Below are 16,737 nucleotides of genomic sequence, written 5' to 3'. Positions count from 1 at the left end.
CGTCCCCGCCCTCACCGCCCCACCCGACCGGATCGAGCCAACCGGCCAGATCCGGTCGGGTGTGCCGCGGACCCTCCCGCCGGGTCACGCCCTGGAGGAGAATCGGCCGGGTGACGACCCAGGGGGAGACGACCATGACCACCACCCGCACCGAGGCACCCGAACTGGCCGGACTTCCTCTGCTCGGCTCCCTGCTGGACCTCAAGAACGACTCGCTCGGCACCTTCCTGCGCGCCCGGCGCGACCACGGCGACGTCGTACGGATCACCGCAGGACCGCCCGGCCTCCGCCGCACCGTGTACGGCGTCTTCTCCGCCGAGGGCGTCCAGCAGGTCCTCGCCGGCGAATCCGCCAACTTCCGCAAGGACAACGTCTTCTACCAGGAGATCCGGGAGTCCTTCGGCAACGGCCTGCTCACCAGCCAGGACGAGGACTACCTGCGCCAGCGCCGGCTCGTCCAGCCCCTCTTCACCCGCCGCCGCGTCGACGGCTACGCCGCCGCCATCGCCGCCGAGGCCGAGACCCTCCTCGGCGAATGGCGGGAGAGCCGCGCCACCACCGTCGACGTCCTCCAGGAGATGACCCGGCTCGCGCTCCGCGCCGTCGCCCGCATCCTCTTCGGCACCGACGTCGACACGGCCGTGCGGGTCGTGGAACGCAGCTTCCCCGAGCTCAGCGCCTACGTCCTGCGCCGCGGCTACTCCCCGCTCAACGTGCCCCGCGACTGGCCCACCCCCGGCAACCGGCGGGCCGACGCCGTCCACCGGGCGCTGTACGAGGTGTGCGACCGCATCATCACCGAGCGCCGCGCCGCCGACCGGGCCCCCGGCGACGGCGACGACCTCCTCACCCTCCTCGTCGAGGCCGAGAGCGCCGAGGACGGCCGCTTCGACGCCACCGAACTCCGCGAGCAGGTCCTCGTCTTCCTCGTCGCGGGCCACGAGACCACGGCGACCTCCCTGGGCTTCGCCCTCCACCTCCTCGGCCGCCACCCCGAAATCCAGGCCCGGGCCCACGAGGAGGTCGACCGGGTGCTCGCCGGCCGCACCCCCGGCGCCGCCGACCTCGACTCCCTGCCGTACGTGACCCAGGTGCTCAAGGAAGCCATGCGCCTCTTCCCGGCCGCCCCGGTCATCGGCCGCCGCGCCGTCGCCGCCACTCAGATCGGCGGCATCACCGTCCCGGCGGGCGCGGACGTCGTCGTCGCCCCCTGGGTCACCCACCGGCACCCCCGCTACTGGGAGGACCCGGAGCGCTTCGACCCCGACCGCTTCACCCCCGAGGCCGAGGCCGCCCGCCCCCGCTACGCCTGGTTCCCCTTCGGCGGCGGCCCGCGCGCCTGCATCGGCCAGCACTTCTCCATGCTGGAGTCGGTCATCGCCCTCACGATGATCCTCCAGCGCCACCGCTTCGAGACCGTGGACGCCGAGGTGCCGGTCGCTCCCGGCATCACCCTCCAGGCGACCGGCCCCGCCCGCTGCCGGCTGCTGCCCCGCAGCGCCTGAACGGCCGGTGCCGGGGGAGACGTCCCCCGGCACCCGCCCGTGTCCGCCCGTCAGGGACGGGTGGCGACGACGACCGTCGCCCACCACTCCTCCGAGGTGACCGCACGGGCCGCGAGCCCCTCGGCGGTGACCGCCGCGACGGCCGCCGGGGCCTGCCGCTCGCTCGTCTCGAAGAACAGCCACCCGCCCGGCGCCAGCCACGCGGGCGCCTCCCGCGCGACCCGCCGCAGCACGTCCAGGCCGTCCGCGCCGCCGTCCAGCGCGACCATCGGCTCGTGGTCCCGCGCCTCCGGCGGCAGCAGCCCCACCTCGTCGGTGGGTACGTACGGCACATTGGCGACCAGGATCTCGACCCGGCCCCGCAGCTCCCCGGGCAGGGCGGCGAAGAGGTCCCCCTCGTACACCCGGCCCCCGCGCGGCTCCACGTTCCGCCGGGCGCAGGCGACCGCCGCCGGCTCCACGTCCGCGGCGTGCACCTCCACGTCCGGCACGGAGGCGAGCAGCACCGCGCCCGCCGCTCCCGTGCCGCAGCACAGGTCCACGCAGACGGCGCCCGGCCGGGCCCGCTCCACCGCGAGCCCGACCAGGAACTCTGTACGCCTCCGGGGCACGAACACCCCGGCGTCCACCGCGATCCGCAGACCGGCGAACTCCGCCCAGCCCACCACGTGCTCCAGCGGCAGACCCCCGGCCCGCCGCCGGACCATCGCGTCCAGCTCGGCGGGCCCGGCCGCCGCCGCGGTCAGCAGCTCCGCCTCCTCCTCGGCGAAGACGCAGCCCGCCGCCCGCAGCCGGGCCACGAGCTCCGTGTCAGGCAAGCTGCGCCTCGATCGCCGAGACCAGCTCACGGGCCTCCGGCTCGGTCCGGGGACGGAAGCGGGTGACCGTGCCGTCCCGGCCGATCAGGAACTTCTCGAAGTTCCACTGCACGTCACCGGCCTCGCCGTCGGCGTCCGCGACCTTCGTCAGCTCCGCGTACAGCGGGTGCCGGTCCGCGCCGTTCACGTCCGTCTTCTCGAGCAGCGGGAACGTCACCCCGTACGTCGTCGAGCAGAAGGTGCTGATCTCCTCCGCCGTGCCGGGCTCCTGCCCCGCGAACTGGTTGCACGGCACGCCGACCACGGTGAACCCCCGGTCCCCGTAGGCCTTCTGCAGCCGCTCCAGACCCTCGTACTGCGGCGTCAGCCCGCACTTCGAGGCCACGTTCACCACCAGCACGGCCCGGTCGCGGTGGTCGGCCAGCGAGAACGGCTCGCCGTCCAGGGTCTTCAGCGGAATGTCGTACAGACTCATGGTGAGCTCCTCGTCGAGACTAGGGTGTGATCACAACATGAGGGACGAACCGCTGGCAATCGACATCGACCCCGGCCCCGCGGACCCCACGCGCCGGGTGCGCTGCCGCCTGTGCGGACGCCCCCTGACCGGCGCGGGCTCGCGCCGCAGCGGCCTCGGACCGACCTGCGACGCCAAGCTCCACCCGCCCGGCCCGGACATCCGCGTCCGCCGCCACGAGGTCGAGCAGGACACCCTGCCGGGCGCCGAAGCCCTGGGCCGGGAGAGCGTTCAGAGCGCGCGGAACAGCCCCTCCTGCACCACCGACACCAGCAGCCGGCCCTCGCGGTCGTAGATGCGGCCCCGGGCCAGGCCCCGGCCGCCCGTCGCGATCGGGGACTCCTGGTCGTACAGGAACCACTCGTCCGCGCGGAAGGGCCGGTGGAACCACATCGCGTGGTCCAGGGACGCCATGTCGAAGCCGCGCGGGCCCCAGAGCGGCTCGACGGGGATGCGGACGGCGTCCAGCAGCGTCATGTCCGAGGCGTACGTGAGCGCGCAGGTGTGCACCAGCGGGTCGTCGCCCAGCGGGCCCACCGCCCGCATCCACACCGCGCTGCGCGGGTCGGCGCCGTCGACCTCCTCCTTCGTCCACCGGAGCCGGTCCACGTACCGGATGTCGAACGGCTGGCGCCGGGCCATCCGCTCCAGGGCCTCGGGGAGCGCCCCCAGGTGGTCCCTGATCTCGTCCGCCAGGTTCGGCAAACTCTCCGGGTCGGTGAGGTGCCGGGGCGGCAGCTGGTGCTCGAAGGCGCCCTCCTCCGGCAGGTGGAAGGAGGCCGTCAGATTGAAGATCGTCCGGCCCTCCTGCACGGCCGTCACCCGGCGGGTCGTGAACGACCTGCCGTCCCGCACCCGCTCCACCTGGTAGACGATCGGCACCCCGGGCCGTCCCGGCCGCAGGAAATAGGCGTGCAGCGAGTGCACCGGCCGGTCGTCGTCCACGGTGCGTCCGGCCGCCACCAGCGCCTGGCCGGCGACCTGCCCGCCGAAGACCCGCTGCAGCGACTCCTGCGGACTGTGCCCGCGGAAGATGTTCACCTCGATCCGCTCCAGATCGAGCAGGTCCACGAGCCTCTCGGCGGGACTGGTCACCCTCGTACTCCTCCCGTGCTGCCTACAGCTGTCCGACCGAGGTCACCCGTACGACCGCCCGGCCCTCCTCGTCCGAGGCCGCGAGGTCCACCTCCGCGCTGATGCCCCAGTCATGGTCGCCGTTGGGGTCGGCGAAGGTCTGCCGGACGCGCCAGAGCCCGTGCTCCGGGTCCTCCTCGATCGACAGGAGCTTCGGGCCGCGTGCGTCCGGACCCGTCCCCAGGTCGTCGTACTCGTCCCAGTAGCCGTCCATGGCCTCGCCCCAGGCGTCCGCGTCCCAGCCGGAATCGGCGTCCATCGCCCCCAGCTCCTCCACGTTGTCGAGGGCCGCGAGCTCCACCCGCCGGAACATGGCGTTGCGCACCAGGACGCGGAAGGCGCGCGCGTTGGCCGTGACCGGCTTGACCTGGTCGGCCTTCTCCTGCGCCTCCTCCGCCGTCTCGACCTCCGGGTTCGCCAGCTGCTCCCACTCGTCCAGCAGCGAGGAGTCCACCTGGCGCACCATCTCGCCCAGCCAGGCGATCAGGTCCTCCAGGTCCTCCGTCTTCAGGTCGTCCGGGATGGTGTGGTCCAGCGCCTTGTACGCGCTCGCCAGATAGCGCAGCACGATGCCCTCGGTCCGCGCCAGCTCGTAGTGGGAGGTGAACTCCGTGAAGGACAGCGCCCGTTCGTACATGTCACGGATGACGGACTTCGGCGACACCGGGTGGTCGCCCACCCACGGGTGCGACGTGCGGTAGACGTTGTACGCGTGCCAGAGCAGCTCCTCCAGCGGCTTCGGGTACGAGATGTCCTGGAGCCGCTCCATCCGCTCCTCGTACTCGACGCCGTCGGCCTTCATCGCGCCGACCGCCTCGCCGCGCGCCTTGTTCTGCTGCGCGGCCAGGATCTGGCGCGGGTCGTCGAGCGTCGACTCCACCACCGACACCATGTCCAGGGCGTACGAGGGCGACTCCGGGTCCAGCAGGTCGAAGGCGGCGAGCGCGAAGGTCGACAGCGGCTGGTTCAGCGCGAAGTCCTGCTGGAGGTCGACGGTCAGGCGGATCGTGCGGCCCTCGGCGTCCGGGGTCTCCAGCCGCTCCACCACCCCGCCGTCGAGCAGCGAACGGTAGATCGCGATGGCCCGCCTGATGTGCCGCAGCTGGTTCTGCCGCGGCTCGTGGTTGTCCTCCAGGAGCGTGCGCATCGCCTCGAAGGCGTTCCCGGGCCGGGCGATCACCGACAGCAGCATGGTGTGGGTGACCCGGAAGCGGGAGGTGAGCGGCTCCGGCTCGGAGGCGATCAGCTTCTCGAAGGTGTTCTCCGACCAGGCGACGAAGCCCTCCGGGGCCTTCTTGCGGACCACCTTGCGGCGCTTCTTCGGGTCGTCGCCCGCCTTGGCGAGCGCCTTCTCGTTCTCGATGACGTGCTCGGGGGCCTGCGCCACCACGAAACCGGCCGTGTCGAAGCCGGCCCGCCCGGCCCGGCCCGCGATCTGGTGGAACTCCCGCGCCCGCAGCGTCCGCACCCGGTTGCCGTCGTACTTCGTCAGGGCCGTGAACAGCACCGTGCGGATCGGCACGTTCACGCCCACCCCGAGGGTGTCCGTACCGCAGATCACCTTCAGCAGGCCCGCCTGCGCCAGCTTCTCCACGAGCCGCCGGTACTTGGGCAGCATGCCGGCGTGGTGCACGCCGATGCCGTGCCGCACGTACCGCGAGAGGTTCCGGCCGAAGGAGGTGGTGAACCGGAAGTTGCCGATCATCTCGGCGATCCGGTCCTTCTCCTCCCGCGTGCACATGTTGATGCTCATCAGCGACTGCGCCCGCTCCACGGCCTGCGCCTGCGTGAAGTGGACGATGTAGACCGGGGACTGCTTGGTGTCCAGGAGCTCGGTCAGGGTGTCGGTGATCGGGGTCGTCCGGTACTCGTACGACAGCGGCACCGGCCGGGTCGCCGAGCGGACCACCGAGGTCGGACGCCCGGTCCGCCGCGTCAGGTCCTTCTCGAACATCGACACGTCACCGAGCGTCGCCGACATCAGGACGAACTGGGCCTGCGGCAGTTCGAGCAGCGGAATCTGCCAGGCCCAGCCGCGGTCCGGCTCCGCGTAGAAGTGGAACTCGTCCATCACGACCTGGCCGATGTCGGCGTCCTTGCCGTCCCGCAGCGCGATCGAGGCCAGCACCTCGGCCGTGCAGCAGATCACCGGGGCGTCCGCGTTCACGGAGGCGTCGCCGGTCAGCATGCCGACGTTCTCCGTGCCGAACAGCTTGCACAGGTCGAAGAACTTCTCCGACACCAGCGCCTTGATCGGCGCCGTGTAGAAGGTCACCTGGTCGTGGGCGAGGGCCGTGAAGTGCGCCCCGGCGGCCACCAGGGACTTCCCGGAACCGGTCGGGGTGGAGAGGATCACGTTCGCCCCCGACACCACCTCGATCAGCGCCTCCTCCTGGGCCGGGTAGAGCGTGATGCCCCGCTCCTCGGCCCAGGTGGAGAAGGCCTCGAAGAGGGCGTCGGGGTCGGCGGTCGGCGGCAGCTGATCGATAAGGGTCACGCCCCCATCTTGCCTGGATTCCCCCCGGAGGAGGGAACCGGCCGCAGGAACGAAGATCACCGACGATAGGCTCGACGGTCGACCGGCCGTCACGCGCGCCGGCGGGAGAACGGGGCGACACCGAACATGATGGGACCGGCGCACTCGCTGTCGGGAGCGGCGGCCTGGCTCGGCGTGGGAGCGGCCGCGGCCGCCCTGGACCACCCGATGCCCTGGCCGGTCCTCCTCACCGGCGCGCTCATCTGCGCGGGCGCCGCCCTCGCCCCCGACCTCGACCACCGGTCGGCGACGATCTCGCGCGCCTTCGGCCCGGTCTCCCGCGGCCTGTGCGGGATCGTCGACAAACTGTCGTACACGGTCTACAAGGCGACCCGCTCGGCCGCCGACCCGCGCCGCTCCGGCGGTCACCGGACCCTCACCCACACCTGGCCGTGGGCCCTGCTCATCGGGGCGGGGGCGTCCACGGCGGCGGTCACCGGCGGGCGGTGGGCGGTGCTCGGCCTCCTCTTCGTCCATCTGGTCCTCGCCGTGGAGGGCCTGCTGTGGCGGGCCGCCCGCATGTCCAGCGACATCCTGGTCTGGCTGCTCGGCGCGACCAGCGCCTGGATCATCGCCGGAGTCCTCGACCAGCCGGGCAACGGCGCGAACTGGCTGTTCACCGACCCGGGGCAGGAGTACCTGTGGCTGGGCCTGCCGGTCCTCCTCGGCGCCCTGGTCCACGACCTCGGGGACGCCCTCACCGTCTCCGGCTGCCCGATCCTGTGGCCCATACCCGTCGGCCGCAAGCGCTGGTATCCGGTCGGCCCGCCGAGGGCCCTGCGCTTCCGGGCCGGCAGCTGGATCGAGCTGAAGGTCCTCATGCCGGCCTTCATGGTCCTCGGCGGGGTCGGCGGCGCCTCGGCCCTCGGCTTCATCTGAGGCGCGAGGAAGTCCTGTCGTCCAGGAGGACGGCGATGCCGTCCAGGAGGCGCTGGAGGCCGAACTCGAACAGCGCGTCCAGGTCGAGGTCGTACCCGGTGGAGGCGAGGCGGGCCAGCGCGGGGAACCTCCCGGAGGACAGCAGCGACTCGAACGCCGGCTCCTGGGCGCCCATCCACTCCTCGCTGTCCAGGCCGCTGTACGCCTCGGCCTCGCGCTCCGACTCGAGATTGACGGCGATGCCCCGGGCGTGGTTGAGCAGCGTCAGGTGCGCGGTGAAGGCGGACGGGAGGTCCAGCCCCCGCGCGTGCAGGGCGCCGAGGACCCATTCGCTGTAGGGGAGGGCCGAGGTGATCATCTGCGGGCGGGTCACGGAGAGGGCCGGGCCGAGCCAGGGGTGCCGGCGGAACCGCTCCCAGAGCTGCCGGGCCGCCAGCTCGACGGCCTCCCGCCAGTCCGCCGGGCGCTCCTCGGGCAGCGGCCGCTCCGCGAACACCGCGTCCATCATCCGGACCAGGAGGTCGTCCTTGTCCGCGACGTGCCGGTACAGCGACATGGCCGCCACGCCCAGCTCGGCGGCCACCCGGCGCATCGAGAGCCCGGCCAGTCCCTCCGCGTCGGCGACCGTGACGGCGGCGGCCACGATCCGCTCCAGGGTGAGGGCCGTCTGACCGGAGGGCGCGGGGGAGGGGCCGTTCCGGCGAGGGGCGGGGGCCGGCCGCGCGGCCCGCGCCGTTCCGGCGGGGCTCTCCACGACCGTCCCGACGCCGGGGACGGCCCGCACCAGGCCCTGGCGGCGCAGTTCGGTGAGCACCTTGGTCGCCGTCGCCATCGCGACGCCCCACTGCCGGGTGATCTCCCGGGTGGAGGGCACGCGCGCGCCGGGGGGCAGCTCGCCCGATGCGATCCGGGCGCGCAGTTCCTCGACGATCCGGCCGTAACGCGGGGACGCCTGTCCGCCCACCTCTACCCCCTGCACTAGTGCACCTCGACAGGCGCATCGTAACCGGCGGGGGTGGGGGAGTGCCCCGGAAGGGCCCGGGCAACCGGCCCGGGTGCACTAGTGCGTGTATACGATGACGCCGGGAAATGCCATGGACTTCAGGCTTGCCGGGGCGGTGCGTACGCCGTACGGTCGAGCCATGGAGAACAATGAGATCCTCATCAGCGGCGCCGGCATCGCGGGACCGGCTCTGGCGTACTGGCTACGCAGGGCGGGCTTCGCCGTCACGATCGTGGAGCGCGCCCCGGCGCCCCGGCCGGGCGGACAGACCGTGGACCTGCGCGGCGCGGGCCGTACCGTCATCGAGCGGATGGGCCTGATGGACCGGGCCCGGGCGGAGAGCGTGGACCAGCGCGGGCTGGCCCTGGTCGACGCGGCGGGCCGTGTCACGGCCCGCCTGCCCGCCGACAGCTTCGGCGGCGAGGGCATCGTCTCCGAGATCGAGATCCTCCGCGGCGATCTGGCCCGCATCCTGTACGAGGCCACCCTGCCCGGCACCGCGTACCTGTTCGACGACACCGTCACCGGCCTCGACCAGGACGCGGACGGGGTCACCGTCACCTTCGAGAAGGCGGCCCCGCGCCGGTTCGCCCTGGTGGTCGGCGCGGACGGTCCGCACTCCGTGGTCCGGGCCCTGGCCTTCGGCCCCGAGAGCGCCTTCGTGCACCCCATCGGCCTCTACACCGCCTGGTTCACCGCGACCGGCGAGACGGACCTGGACGGCTGGTACCTGATGCACAACGCGCCCGGCGGTCTGGTGGCCTCGGCGCGGCCCGGCCGCGTGCCCGGCGAGATCAAGGCGGGCCTCAGCTTCCGCTCGCCCCCGCTCTCCGTCGACCGCCGGGACGTCGCCGCCCAGCAGCGCATCCTGGCCGAGCGTTTCGCCGGCGTCGGCTGGGAGACCCCGCGCCTGCTGCGCGCGATGCGCACGGCCCCGGACTTCTTCTTCGACGCCATGGGTCAGGTCCGACTGGAGAGCTGGTCGCGCGGCCGCGTGGCGCTGCTCGGCGACGCCGGCCACTGCGCGACGCCGCTGACCGGCCTCGGCACCAGCCTGGCCCTGGTCGGCGCCTACGTCCTGGCCGGCGAACTCGGCGCCGCGCGGGGCGACCACCGCGCCGCCTTCGCCCGGTACGACGAGGTGATGCGCCCCTACGTCCGCCAGGCACAGGAGCTTCCGCCGGGCGGCGCCGCCGGCTTCGCCCCCCTGGGCCGGCTCGGTATCGGCCTGCGGAACCTCTCCGTACGCCAGATGACCCGCCGGCCGTTGCGGACCCTTCTGGGGGCGCAGTTCGCCAAGGCCGGGAACATCGCGCTGCCCTCGTACGACGCCGCCGCGACGAGCGTGTGACGGGCGCCCGATCCGGCGACGCGGGGCGCCACCGGAACCGGCGCACCCCTCCGGCGGCCCGCGCACCCCGCCGGCCCGGGGCCCGGGCCGGCGCGCGGCCCCGGGCCCGGCTATCCGTGCCAGGACCGCCACAGCGCCGCGTACGCGCCGTCCGCCGCCACCAGCTCGTCGTGGCTGCCCAGTTCGCTGATCCGGCCGGACTCGACCACCGCGATCAGGTCGGCGTCGTGCGCGGTGTGCAGGCGGTGCGCGATCGCCACCACGGTGCGGCCGTCCAGGACCCGGCCCAGGGAGCGCTCCAGGTGGCGGGCCGCCCGCGGGTCGAGCAGGGAGGTCGCCTCGTCCAGGACCAGGGTGTGCGGGTCCGCGAGCACCAGGCGGGCCAGGGCGACCTGCTGGGCCTGCGCCGGGGTCAGCGTCCGGCCGCCCGAGCCGACCTCGGTGTCGAGGCCCGCGTCCAGGCCCCGCGCCCAGCCCTCGGCGTCGACCGCCGTCAGCGCGGCCCACAGCTCCTGGTCGGTGGCGTGCGCCCGGGCCAGGCGCAGGTTGTCCCGCAGGGTGCCCACGAAGACGTGGTGCTCCTGGTTGACCAGGGCCACGTGCGAGCGGACGCGCTCGGCCGGCATCCGGGCCAGCTCCGCCTCCCCGAGCGTGACCGATCCGGCCCGGGGCGCGTAGATACCGGCGAGCAGCCGCCCGAGGGTGGACTTGCCCGCCCCGGACGGGCCGACCAGGGCCAGCCGGGTCCCGGGCGCCACGTCCAGCGTCACCCGGTGCAGCACGTCCGCGCCCTCCCGGTAGCCGAACCGGACCTCCTCGGCCCGGACCGCCCGGCCCTCGGGCCGTACCGCCGCGTCACCCGCCTCCGGCTCGATGTCGCGGACGCCCACCAGCCGGGCCAGCGACACCTGCGCGACCTGGAGTTCGTCGTACCAGCGCAGCACGATCCCGATCGGGTCGACCAGCATCTGCGCGAGGAGCGCGCCCGTCGTCAGCTGGCCGACGTCGATCCAGCCCTGGAGGACGAAGACCCCGCCGAGCAGCAGGACGGACCCCAGCACCGTGGTGTGCGTCAGGTTGACCACGGGGAACAGCACCGAGCGCAGGAAGAGGGTGTAGTTCTCCCACGCCACCCACTCCGCAACGCGCCGGTCGGAGAGGGCGATCCGGCGCTCGCCCAGGCGGTGCGCCTCGACGGTGCGGCCCGCGTCGACGGTCTCGGCGAGCGCGGCGGCCACCGCCGCGTACCCCGCGGACTCCGAGCGGTACGCGGACGGCGCCCGCCGGAAGTACCAGCGGCAGCCCACGACGAGCAGCGGCACCGCCAGCAGGGCGGCGAGGGCGAGCGGCGGCGCCGTCACCGCGAGCCCGCCGAGCAGCAGACCGGCCCAGACGACGCCGATCGCCAGCTGCGGCACGGCCTCCCGCATCGCGTTGGCCAGCCGGTCGACGTCCGTGGTGATCCGGGACAGCAGGTCACCGGTCCCCGCCCGCTCGAGTACGCCCGGCGGCAGGGCGACCGAACGGACCAGGAAGTCCTCGCGCAGGTCGGCCAGCATCTCCTCGCCCAGCATCGCGCCCCGCAGCCGGACGAGCCGCACGAACGCGGTCTGCACGAGCAGCGCGACCGCGAACAGGGCGACGGTGCGCTCCAGATGGAGTTCGCGCGCACCCGCAGCGAGCCGGTCGACCACCGACCCCAGCAGGTACGGCCCCACCATCGAGGCGATCACCGCGACCGCGTTGACCCCGATCAGCAGGGCGAAGGCCCGCCGGTGACGGCGGAGCAGCTCGCGCACGTAGGCGCGGACGGTCGCGGTCGTGGCGACGGGCAGCGTCGTCGCCGTCGTCGGGGCCGCCGGATCGTACTCCGGGGGCGCGGCGCCGATCATGCCGTGTCTCCTTCCCGCGCTTCGCGCGGAGCGGTGCGGCCGGTCGCCGCGGTGAGTTCCTCGTCGGTCTCCCGGGTGACCACGGCCCGGTAGCGGGGTTCGGTGGCGAGGAGTTCCCGGTGGGTGCCGACGGCGAGCGCCTGGCCCTCGTGGACCAGGACCACCCGGTCGGCGCGGTCCAGGAGCAGCGGCGAGGAGGCCAGCACCACCGTCGTCGCGCCCGCGCGCAGCTTCCTGACGCCCTCGGCCACGCGGGCCTCGGTGTGCGAGTCGACCGCGGAGGTCGGTTCGTCCAGGACGAGCACCTCCGGGTCGGTGACCAGCGAGCGGGCCAGGGCGAGGCGCTGGCGCTGGCCGCCCGAGAGGGAGCGGCCCCGTTCGGTGATCCGGGTGCGCATCGGGTCGCCGTCGCTGTCGACGGAGGCCTGCGCGAGGGCGTCGAGGACGTCCCCGCACTGCGCCGCGGCGAGCGCCTCCTCCGCCCGCACCGCGCCCGAGGACGGCACGTCGAGCAGCTCCCCGAGCGTGCCGGACAGCAGAACCGGGTCCTTGTCCTGGACGAGGACGGCGGTACGGGCGGTCTCCAGGGGCAGTTCGTCGAGCGGGACGCCGCCGAGGAGCACCGAGGTGTGGTCCTCGCCGGGCTCGGCCGGGTGACCGCCGAGCCGGTCGGCGAGCCGCCCCGCGAGGTCCGGGTCGCCGCACACCACGGCCGTGAACCGCCCCGCCGGGGCCAGGACCCCGGTCAGCGGGTCGTACAGGTCACCGCTCGCCGTGCGCCGTTCGTCCCCGGACGGCACCGTCGCGCGGGTCAGCGCCAGGACCCGGGCCGCCCGCTTCGCGGAGGGCCGCGAGAAGGCGAAGGCCATCGCGATCTCCTCCACGTTCCTCAGCGGATGGTGGGTGAGCGCCACCGCCCCGTACACGGTGACGAGTTCCCCGACCCCGATCCGGCCGTCGAGGGCGAGCCGCGCCCCGTACGCCACCACGACGATCAGCAGCAGTCCCGGCAGCAGCACCTGCACCGCCGCGATCAGCGCCCACATGCGGGCGCTGCGCACGGCCGCCTCCCTGACCTCCTGGGAGGCGGCCCGGTAGCGGCCGAGGAACAGCTCCTCGCCGCCGATGCCGCGCAGCACCCGCAGCCCGGCGACGGTGTCGGAGGCGAGTTCGGTGGCCCGGCCCGCCTTCTCGCGCTGGACGTCCGCCCGGCGGGTGGCGCGGGGGAGCAGCGGCAGCGCGGCGAGCGCGAGGGCGGGGACGCCGGCGGCCACGACGACCCCGAGCGCCGGCTCGTACACGACGAGCCCGGCGCACACCAGCAGCAGGGTGACCGCGGCGGCGGTGAACCGGGACAGCGCCTCGACGAACCAGCTGATCTTCTCGACGTCACCCGTGGAGACGGCGACGACCTCGCCGGCCGCCACCCGGCGGGTGAGCAGCGCACCCAGTTCGGCGGTCTTGCGGGAGAGGAGCTGCTGGACCCGGGCGGCGGCCGTGATCCAGTTGGTGACGGCGGTGCGGTGCAGCATGAGGTCACCGACCGCGATCGCCGCGCCGAGCGCGAGGAGCACCAGTCCGGCGAGGGCCAGCCGCCCGCCGTCCCGGTCGACGACCGCCTGGACGGCGAGGCCGACGCCCAGCGGGAGCCCGGCGATGCCCAGGTTCAGCAGCAGGCCCCAGAGCAGGGACCTCACCTGCCCGCCGAGCTGGCGGCGGCCGAGCCACAGGAGGAACCGGCCGCCCGAGCGGACGTCGGGGACCCCGGGGTCGGCGTAGGGAAGATCTCGAATCTGCATGGCGTCCCAGGGTTCCGGGGGCGGACGGTGCGGGGCGCCACAGGTGTGCGGCGGCGCCCGCGGAAACCGTGCAAGGGTCGCTTTCCCGCCGGGAGCGCGGCAATCGATTTTCCCCATCGGGGAACAGATCGCGCCATGTCCGCTCATCGTCCTCTGGACCGCGCCCGGGGACCGCGCTTCACTTCCGCCCCATGAGACCACTCAAGATCATGAGCATGCTCAGCGGTCTGGTGCTGGCCGCCGGCGCGCTCCTCACCGCCCCGCCGGCCGCCGCCGACGGACCCACCGGTCCCACGCCGCCTGCCGAGTTCACCTCCGACTGGCACGATCCGGTCACCGCCGCCCCGCCCGTCACCACCCCCGGCACCCGCAGCTGCCGGGTGACCCTCGCCGCCGCCCAGTTCCGCGACTTCACGCCGTACCGCGGCACCTACACCCCGCCCAAGGAGTGCGGCACCCGCTGGAACAAGGTCGTCCTCCGCCTCGACGGCCAGGTGAAGGGCCGTCAGTACGACCGGCTCGGCCACCTCTCGCTCGGCGGCGTCGAGATCTTCCGCACCTCCACGCCCCAGCCCTCGCCCGACGGCATCACCTGGTCCGTCGAGAAGGACGTCACCCGCTACCGGGACACCCTCAGCCGGCCGCAGCCCGTCGAGATGCTCATCGGCAACGTCGTGAACGAGACGTACACCGGAGTCCTCGACGTCCGCGTCACCCTCACCTTCCACACCGCACAGGGCCGGGTGAAACCCGCCGCCGGCACCCCCGACCGGGTGATCCCCCTCACCGGCCCCGCCCTCACCACCCCGCGCAACACCGAGCGCCTGCTCGCCGAGGTGTACGTCACCGGCTCCGGCGGCGGCTGCGAGGAGTACTGGTACCTCTCCGTTCCCGACGCCGCCCCCTACTCCTGCCGGGCCGCCGACGGGCCCCACCGCGAGGTCCGGATCAGCGTCGACGGCAGGCTCGCGGGCATCGCCGCGCCCTTCCCCACCGTCTGGACCGGCGGCTGGTCCAACCCCTTCCTCTGGTACGTCACCCCCGGCCCGCGCGCCTTCGACGTCCAGCCGGTCGTCTACGACCTGACGCCCTTCGCCGCCCTGCTCAACGACGGCCGGGAACACCGGGTGGAGGTCTCCGTCGCCGGCGTCCCGGCCGGCCTCCCCGGCTGGTCCGCCCCCACCAACATCCTGCTGTGGCAGGACGAGGGCAGCGAGGTCGTCACCGGCGCCCTCGACCGGCACGAGGAGAGCCGCCCCGTCAACACCCCGGTGTACACGGCCGGTTCCCCGCACCGGCTGGAGACCACCGCCGACCACCGGCTCACCGTCGCCGGGCACCTCGTCACCTCGCACGGCCGCGTCGACACGACCGTCACCCGCTCCGTCGGCCACACCTCCGTCCACCGCTGGGGCGAGGGCGAGAACCCCGACGCGCTCACCGCCCGCTGGACCGACCGCGAGACGGTCACCGCCGGGCGCACCGTCACCCGCACCGACCGCACGTACACCATGGACGGCGAGACCACCGTCGGCGCCGGTGACCGGCTGCGGACCGTGCTCACCCTGGGGGACCGCGCCGACTCCGTCGTCCTCCGGGACGGGCGGCGGCTGTCCTGGTCGCGCCTCGACGACACGTACACCGGCGACGCCACCTACACCACCGGCGTGCCGCGCGACCAGCGGCACGCGGTCGGCACCAGCACCGAGCGCTACCGGCTGTACGGCTCCGGGGGCTGCCACGACCGGAGCGTGACCGCCGTCCAGGGCATGGTGACCGAGGACCTGCGGCGCTGCTGAACGCGCGCGTGCCCGGCCCCCGCGCGGGAGCCGGGCACGTCCGCCGCCGGATCAGGCGGGCTTGACCGAGTCCATACCGCTCCGGGCCTTGCGCCACTCGCCGCGCGTGAAGTCCGGGATCTCCTGCGGCGCGCCGTCCGCCTTGAGGGAGGCATGGCTCAGCGGCACCGGAGCCGTCCAGGTCGCCGCGTCGTACACGTCGAAGTCCGGGACGAGCCCGAGCCGCATGCACTGCATCAGACGGAAGATCATGATGTAGTCCATGCCGCCGTGACCGCCCGGCGGGTTGGCGTGCTCCTTCCACAGCCAGTGGTCGAACTCCGCCGCGTACGCCGCGAAGTCGCCCCACTGGTGGTTCTTGTGGTCCGGCTCCAGGTAGATCCGGGCCGGGTAGTCCTCGAAGACGCCCCGCGTGCCGCCCAGGCTGTTGATCCGGCTGTAGGGGTGCGGGGTGGACACGTCGTGCTCCAGCCGGATCACCCGGCCCTTCGCCGTCCGCACCATGCTGATCGTCCGGTCGGCGCCGATGTACGACTCCTTCCAGCTCGGGTCGCCGGCCGGCACGTGCGCCGCCCGGTACTCCGCGAGTCCGAGCGCCGGGGTGCCGAAGCTGCTGATGCTCACCACCCGGTCGCCGCGGTTGACGTCCATGTAGTTGGCGACGGGCCCGAAGCCGTGGTTGGGGTACAGGTCCCCGCGCAGCCGGGTGTGCCAGAGCCGCCGCCAGGGGCCCTCGTAGTACGTCGGCGAGAACAGCAGCTCGCGCAGGTCGTGGTTGTACGCCCCCGCGCCGTGCAGCAGCTCCCCGAACTTCCCGGCGTGCGCCATGCGCAGCACCCGCAGCTCGTTCCGCCCGTAGCAGCAGTTCTCCAGCTGCATGCAGTGGCGGCGGGTCTGCTCGGAGAGGTCGACCAGGTCCCACAGCTCCTCCAGCCGCATCGCGACCGGACACTCCACGCCGACGTGCTTGCCGTTCAGCATCGCCGCCCGCGCCATGGGGAAGTGCAGCTCCCACGGGGTGACGACGTACACGAAGTCGACGTCGGTGCGGGCGCAGAGGTTCTCGTAGTCGTCCTCGCCCTTGGTGTAGAGGGCGGGCGCCGGCTGACCGGCGGCGGTGACCTTCGCCGCGGCCCGCTCGGCCTTCTCGCGTACCGGGTCGCAGAGCGCGACGACCCGGACGCCCGGCAGCGACAGGAAGTGGCCGATCATGCTGCTGCCGCGGTTGCCGAGGCCGATGATGCCGACCCGGACGGTGGACCGCCGCTCGAAGGGCACCCCCGCCATGGTGGCCCCCCGGCGCTTCGGCGCCGCCGCGGTCCCGGCCGGTGACGCCGCCGCGGCCGGCCCGGGAGCGGCGTGGGCGGGGTGACCGCCCAGGGCGCCGAACCCGAGGCCCGCGCCCGCCGCTCCCGCCGTGGTCCTCAGGACGGTACGGCGGCTCGGGTCGCGCGGAGTCTGCTCGTTCATGGAACCTCCAGAACCTGTGTGCACGGCTGTTTCATGA

General features: G+C 73.8%; 12 protein-coding genes and 1 pseudogene. 5 read left to right on the top strand and 8 right to left on the bottom strand.

The genetic code is table 11. The features are described from left to right. Window positions 1–134 precede the first annotated feature (134 nt). Window positions 135–1,505, top strand: coding sequence for a cytochrome P450 (locus ABTY40_RS06325; RefSeq protein ID WP_352058555.1), 1,371 nt, complete (start codon window positions 135–137; stop codon window positions 1,503–1,505). A 50-nt stretch (window positions 1,506–1,555) separates the two neighbouring features. Here ABTY40_RS06325 and ABTY40_RS06320 read toward each other — a convergent pair whose 3' ends face one another. Next, a complete protein-coding gene (locus ABTY40_RS06320; protein WP_502990499.1) occupies window positions 1,556–2,353 on the bottom strand; it encodes a putative protein N(5)-glutamine methyltransferase in 798 nt (265 codons plus the stop codon). Then, entirely contained in the window at window positions 2,316–2,798 is a 483-nt protein-coding gene (locus ABTY40_RS06315; protein WP_345284677.1) for a glutathione peroxidase, read from the bottom strand. Before ABTY40_RS06315 ends, ABTY40_RS06320 begins: the two co-directional genes overlap by 38 nt. A 37-nt stretch (window positions 2,799–2,835) precedes the next feature. Here ABTY40_RS06315 and ABTY40_RS06310 point away from each other — a divergent pair. Further along, window positions 2,836–3,042 (top strand): annotated as a pseudogene (locus tag ABTY40_RS06310) (DUF6011 domain-containing protein); the annotation flags it as partial. A gap of 26 nt (window positions 3,043–3,068) precedes the next feature. On the opposite strand, the gene ABTY40_RS06305 reads toward ABTY40_RS06310, so the two are convergent. After that, window positions 3,069–3,932 (bottom strand): acyl-CoA thioesterase, encoded by an 864-nt coding sequence (locus tag ABTY40_RS06305; protein WP_352058438.1) that lies wholly within the window; start codon window positions 3,930–3,932, stop codon window positions 3,069–3,071. Between the two features lie 22 nt (window positions 3,933–3,954). Further along, window positions 3,955–6,528 carry a DEAD/DEAH box helicase gene (locus tag ABTY40_RS06300; protein ID WP_352058437.1) on the bottom strand — a complete coding sequence of 858 codons (2,574 nt, stop codon included), beginning with the start codon at window positions 6,526–6,528 and terminating at the stop codon, window positions 3,955–3,957. Window positions 6,529–6,594: 66 nt separating this feature from the next. On the opposite strand from ABTY40_RS06300, the gene ABTY40_RS06295 reads away from it, so the two are divergent. After that, a complete protein-coding gene (locus tag ABTY40_RS06295) occupies window positions 6,595–7,386 on the top strand; it encodes a metal-dependent hydrolase (RefSeq protein WP_352058436.1) in 792 nt (263 codons plus the stop codon). Here the strand turns inward: ABTY40_RS06295 and ABTY40_RS06290 are convergent. Beyond that, window positions 7,379–8,365, bottom strand: a complete 987-nt coding sequence (locus ABTY40_RS06290) for a TetR/AcrR family transcriptional regulator C-terminal domain-containing protein (protein ID WP_352058435.1) — start codon at window positions 8,363–8,365, stop codon at window positions 7,379–7,381. The genes ABTY40_RS06295 and ABTY40_RS06290 overlap by 8 nt on opposite strands. Window positions 8,366–8,528: 163 nt before the next feature. Between ABTY40_RS06290 and ABTY40_RS06285 the strand changes: the two genes are divergently transcribed. Next, window positions 8,529–9,740, top strand: coding sequence for an FAD-dependent monooxygenase (locus ABTY40_RS06285; protein ID WP_352058434.1), 1,212 nt, complete (start codon window positions 8,529–8,531; stop codon window positions 9,738–9,740). A gap of 110 nt (window positions 9,741–9,850) precedes the next feature. On the opposite strand, the gene ABTY40_RS06280 is transcribed toward ABTY40_RS06285, so the two are convergent. Both ABTY40_RS06280 and ABTY40_RS06275 read right to left on the bottom strand, forming a co-directional pair. Next, window positions 9,851–11,632: an ABC transporter ATP-binding protein gene (locus ABTY40_RS06280; protein WP_352058433.1), complete on the bottom strand. Its 1,782-nt coding sequence runs from the start codon at window positions 11,630–11,632 to the stop codon at window positions 9,851–9,853. Continuing rightward, window positions 11,629–13,431 (bottom strand): ABC transporter transmembrane domain-containing protein, encoded by a 1,803-nt coding sequence (locus ABTY40_RS06275; RefSeq protein WP_352058432.1) that lies wholly within the window; start codon window positions 13,429–13,431, stop codon window positions 11,629–11,631. Before ABTY40_RS06275 ends, ABTY40_RS06280 begins: the two co-directional genes overlap by 4 nt. 191 nt (window positions 13,432–13,622) lie before the next feature. Here ABTY40_RS06275 and ABTY40_RS06270 point away from each other — a divergent pair, with 191 nt between their 5' ends. Then, the gene (locus tag ABTY40_RS06270) at window positions 13,623–15,230 is read left to right on the top strand and encodes a peptide-N4-asparagine amidase (RefSeq protein ID WP_352058431.1); all 1,608 of its coding nucleotides are present in this window, start codon (window positions 13,623–13,625) and stop codon (window positions 15,228–15,230) included. 51 nt (window positions 15,231–15,281) lie between these two features. On the opposite strand, the gene ABTY40_RS06265 is transcribed toward ABTY40_RS06270, so the two are convergent. Further along, window positions 15,282–16,700, bottom strand: a complete 1,419-nt coding sequence (locus ABTY40_RS06265; RefSeq protein ID WP_352058430.1) for a Gfo/Idh/MocA family protein — start codon at window positions 16,698–16,700, stop codon at window positions 15,282–15,284. Window positions 16,701–16,737 lie beyond the last annotated feature (37 nt).

Origin of the sequence: Streptomyces sp. NPDC126503, from assembly GCF_040302405.1 — a bacterium.
Taxonomy (GTDB): Bacteria; Actinomycetota; Actinomycetes; order Streptomycetales; family Streptomycetaceae; genus Streptomyces; species Streptomyces gulbargensis.
Note: the sequence above shows the minus strand (reverse complement) of the source record. Positions and strands in the feature narration are given on the sequence as shown.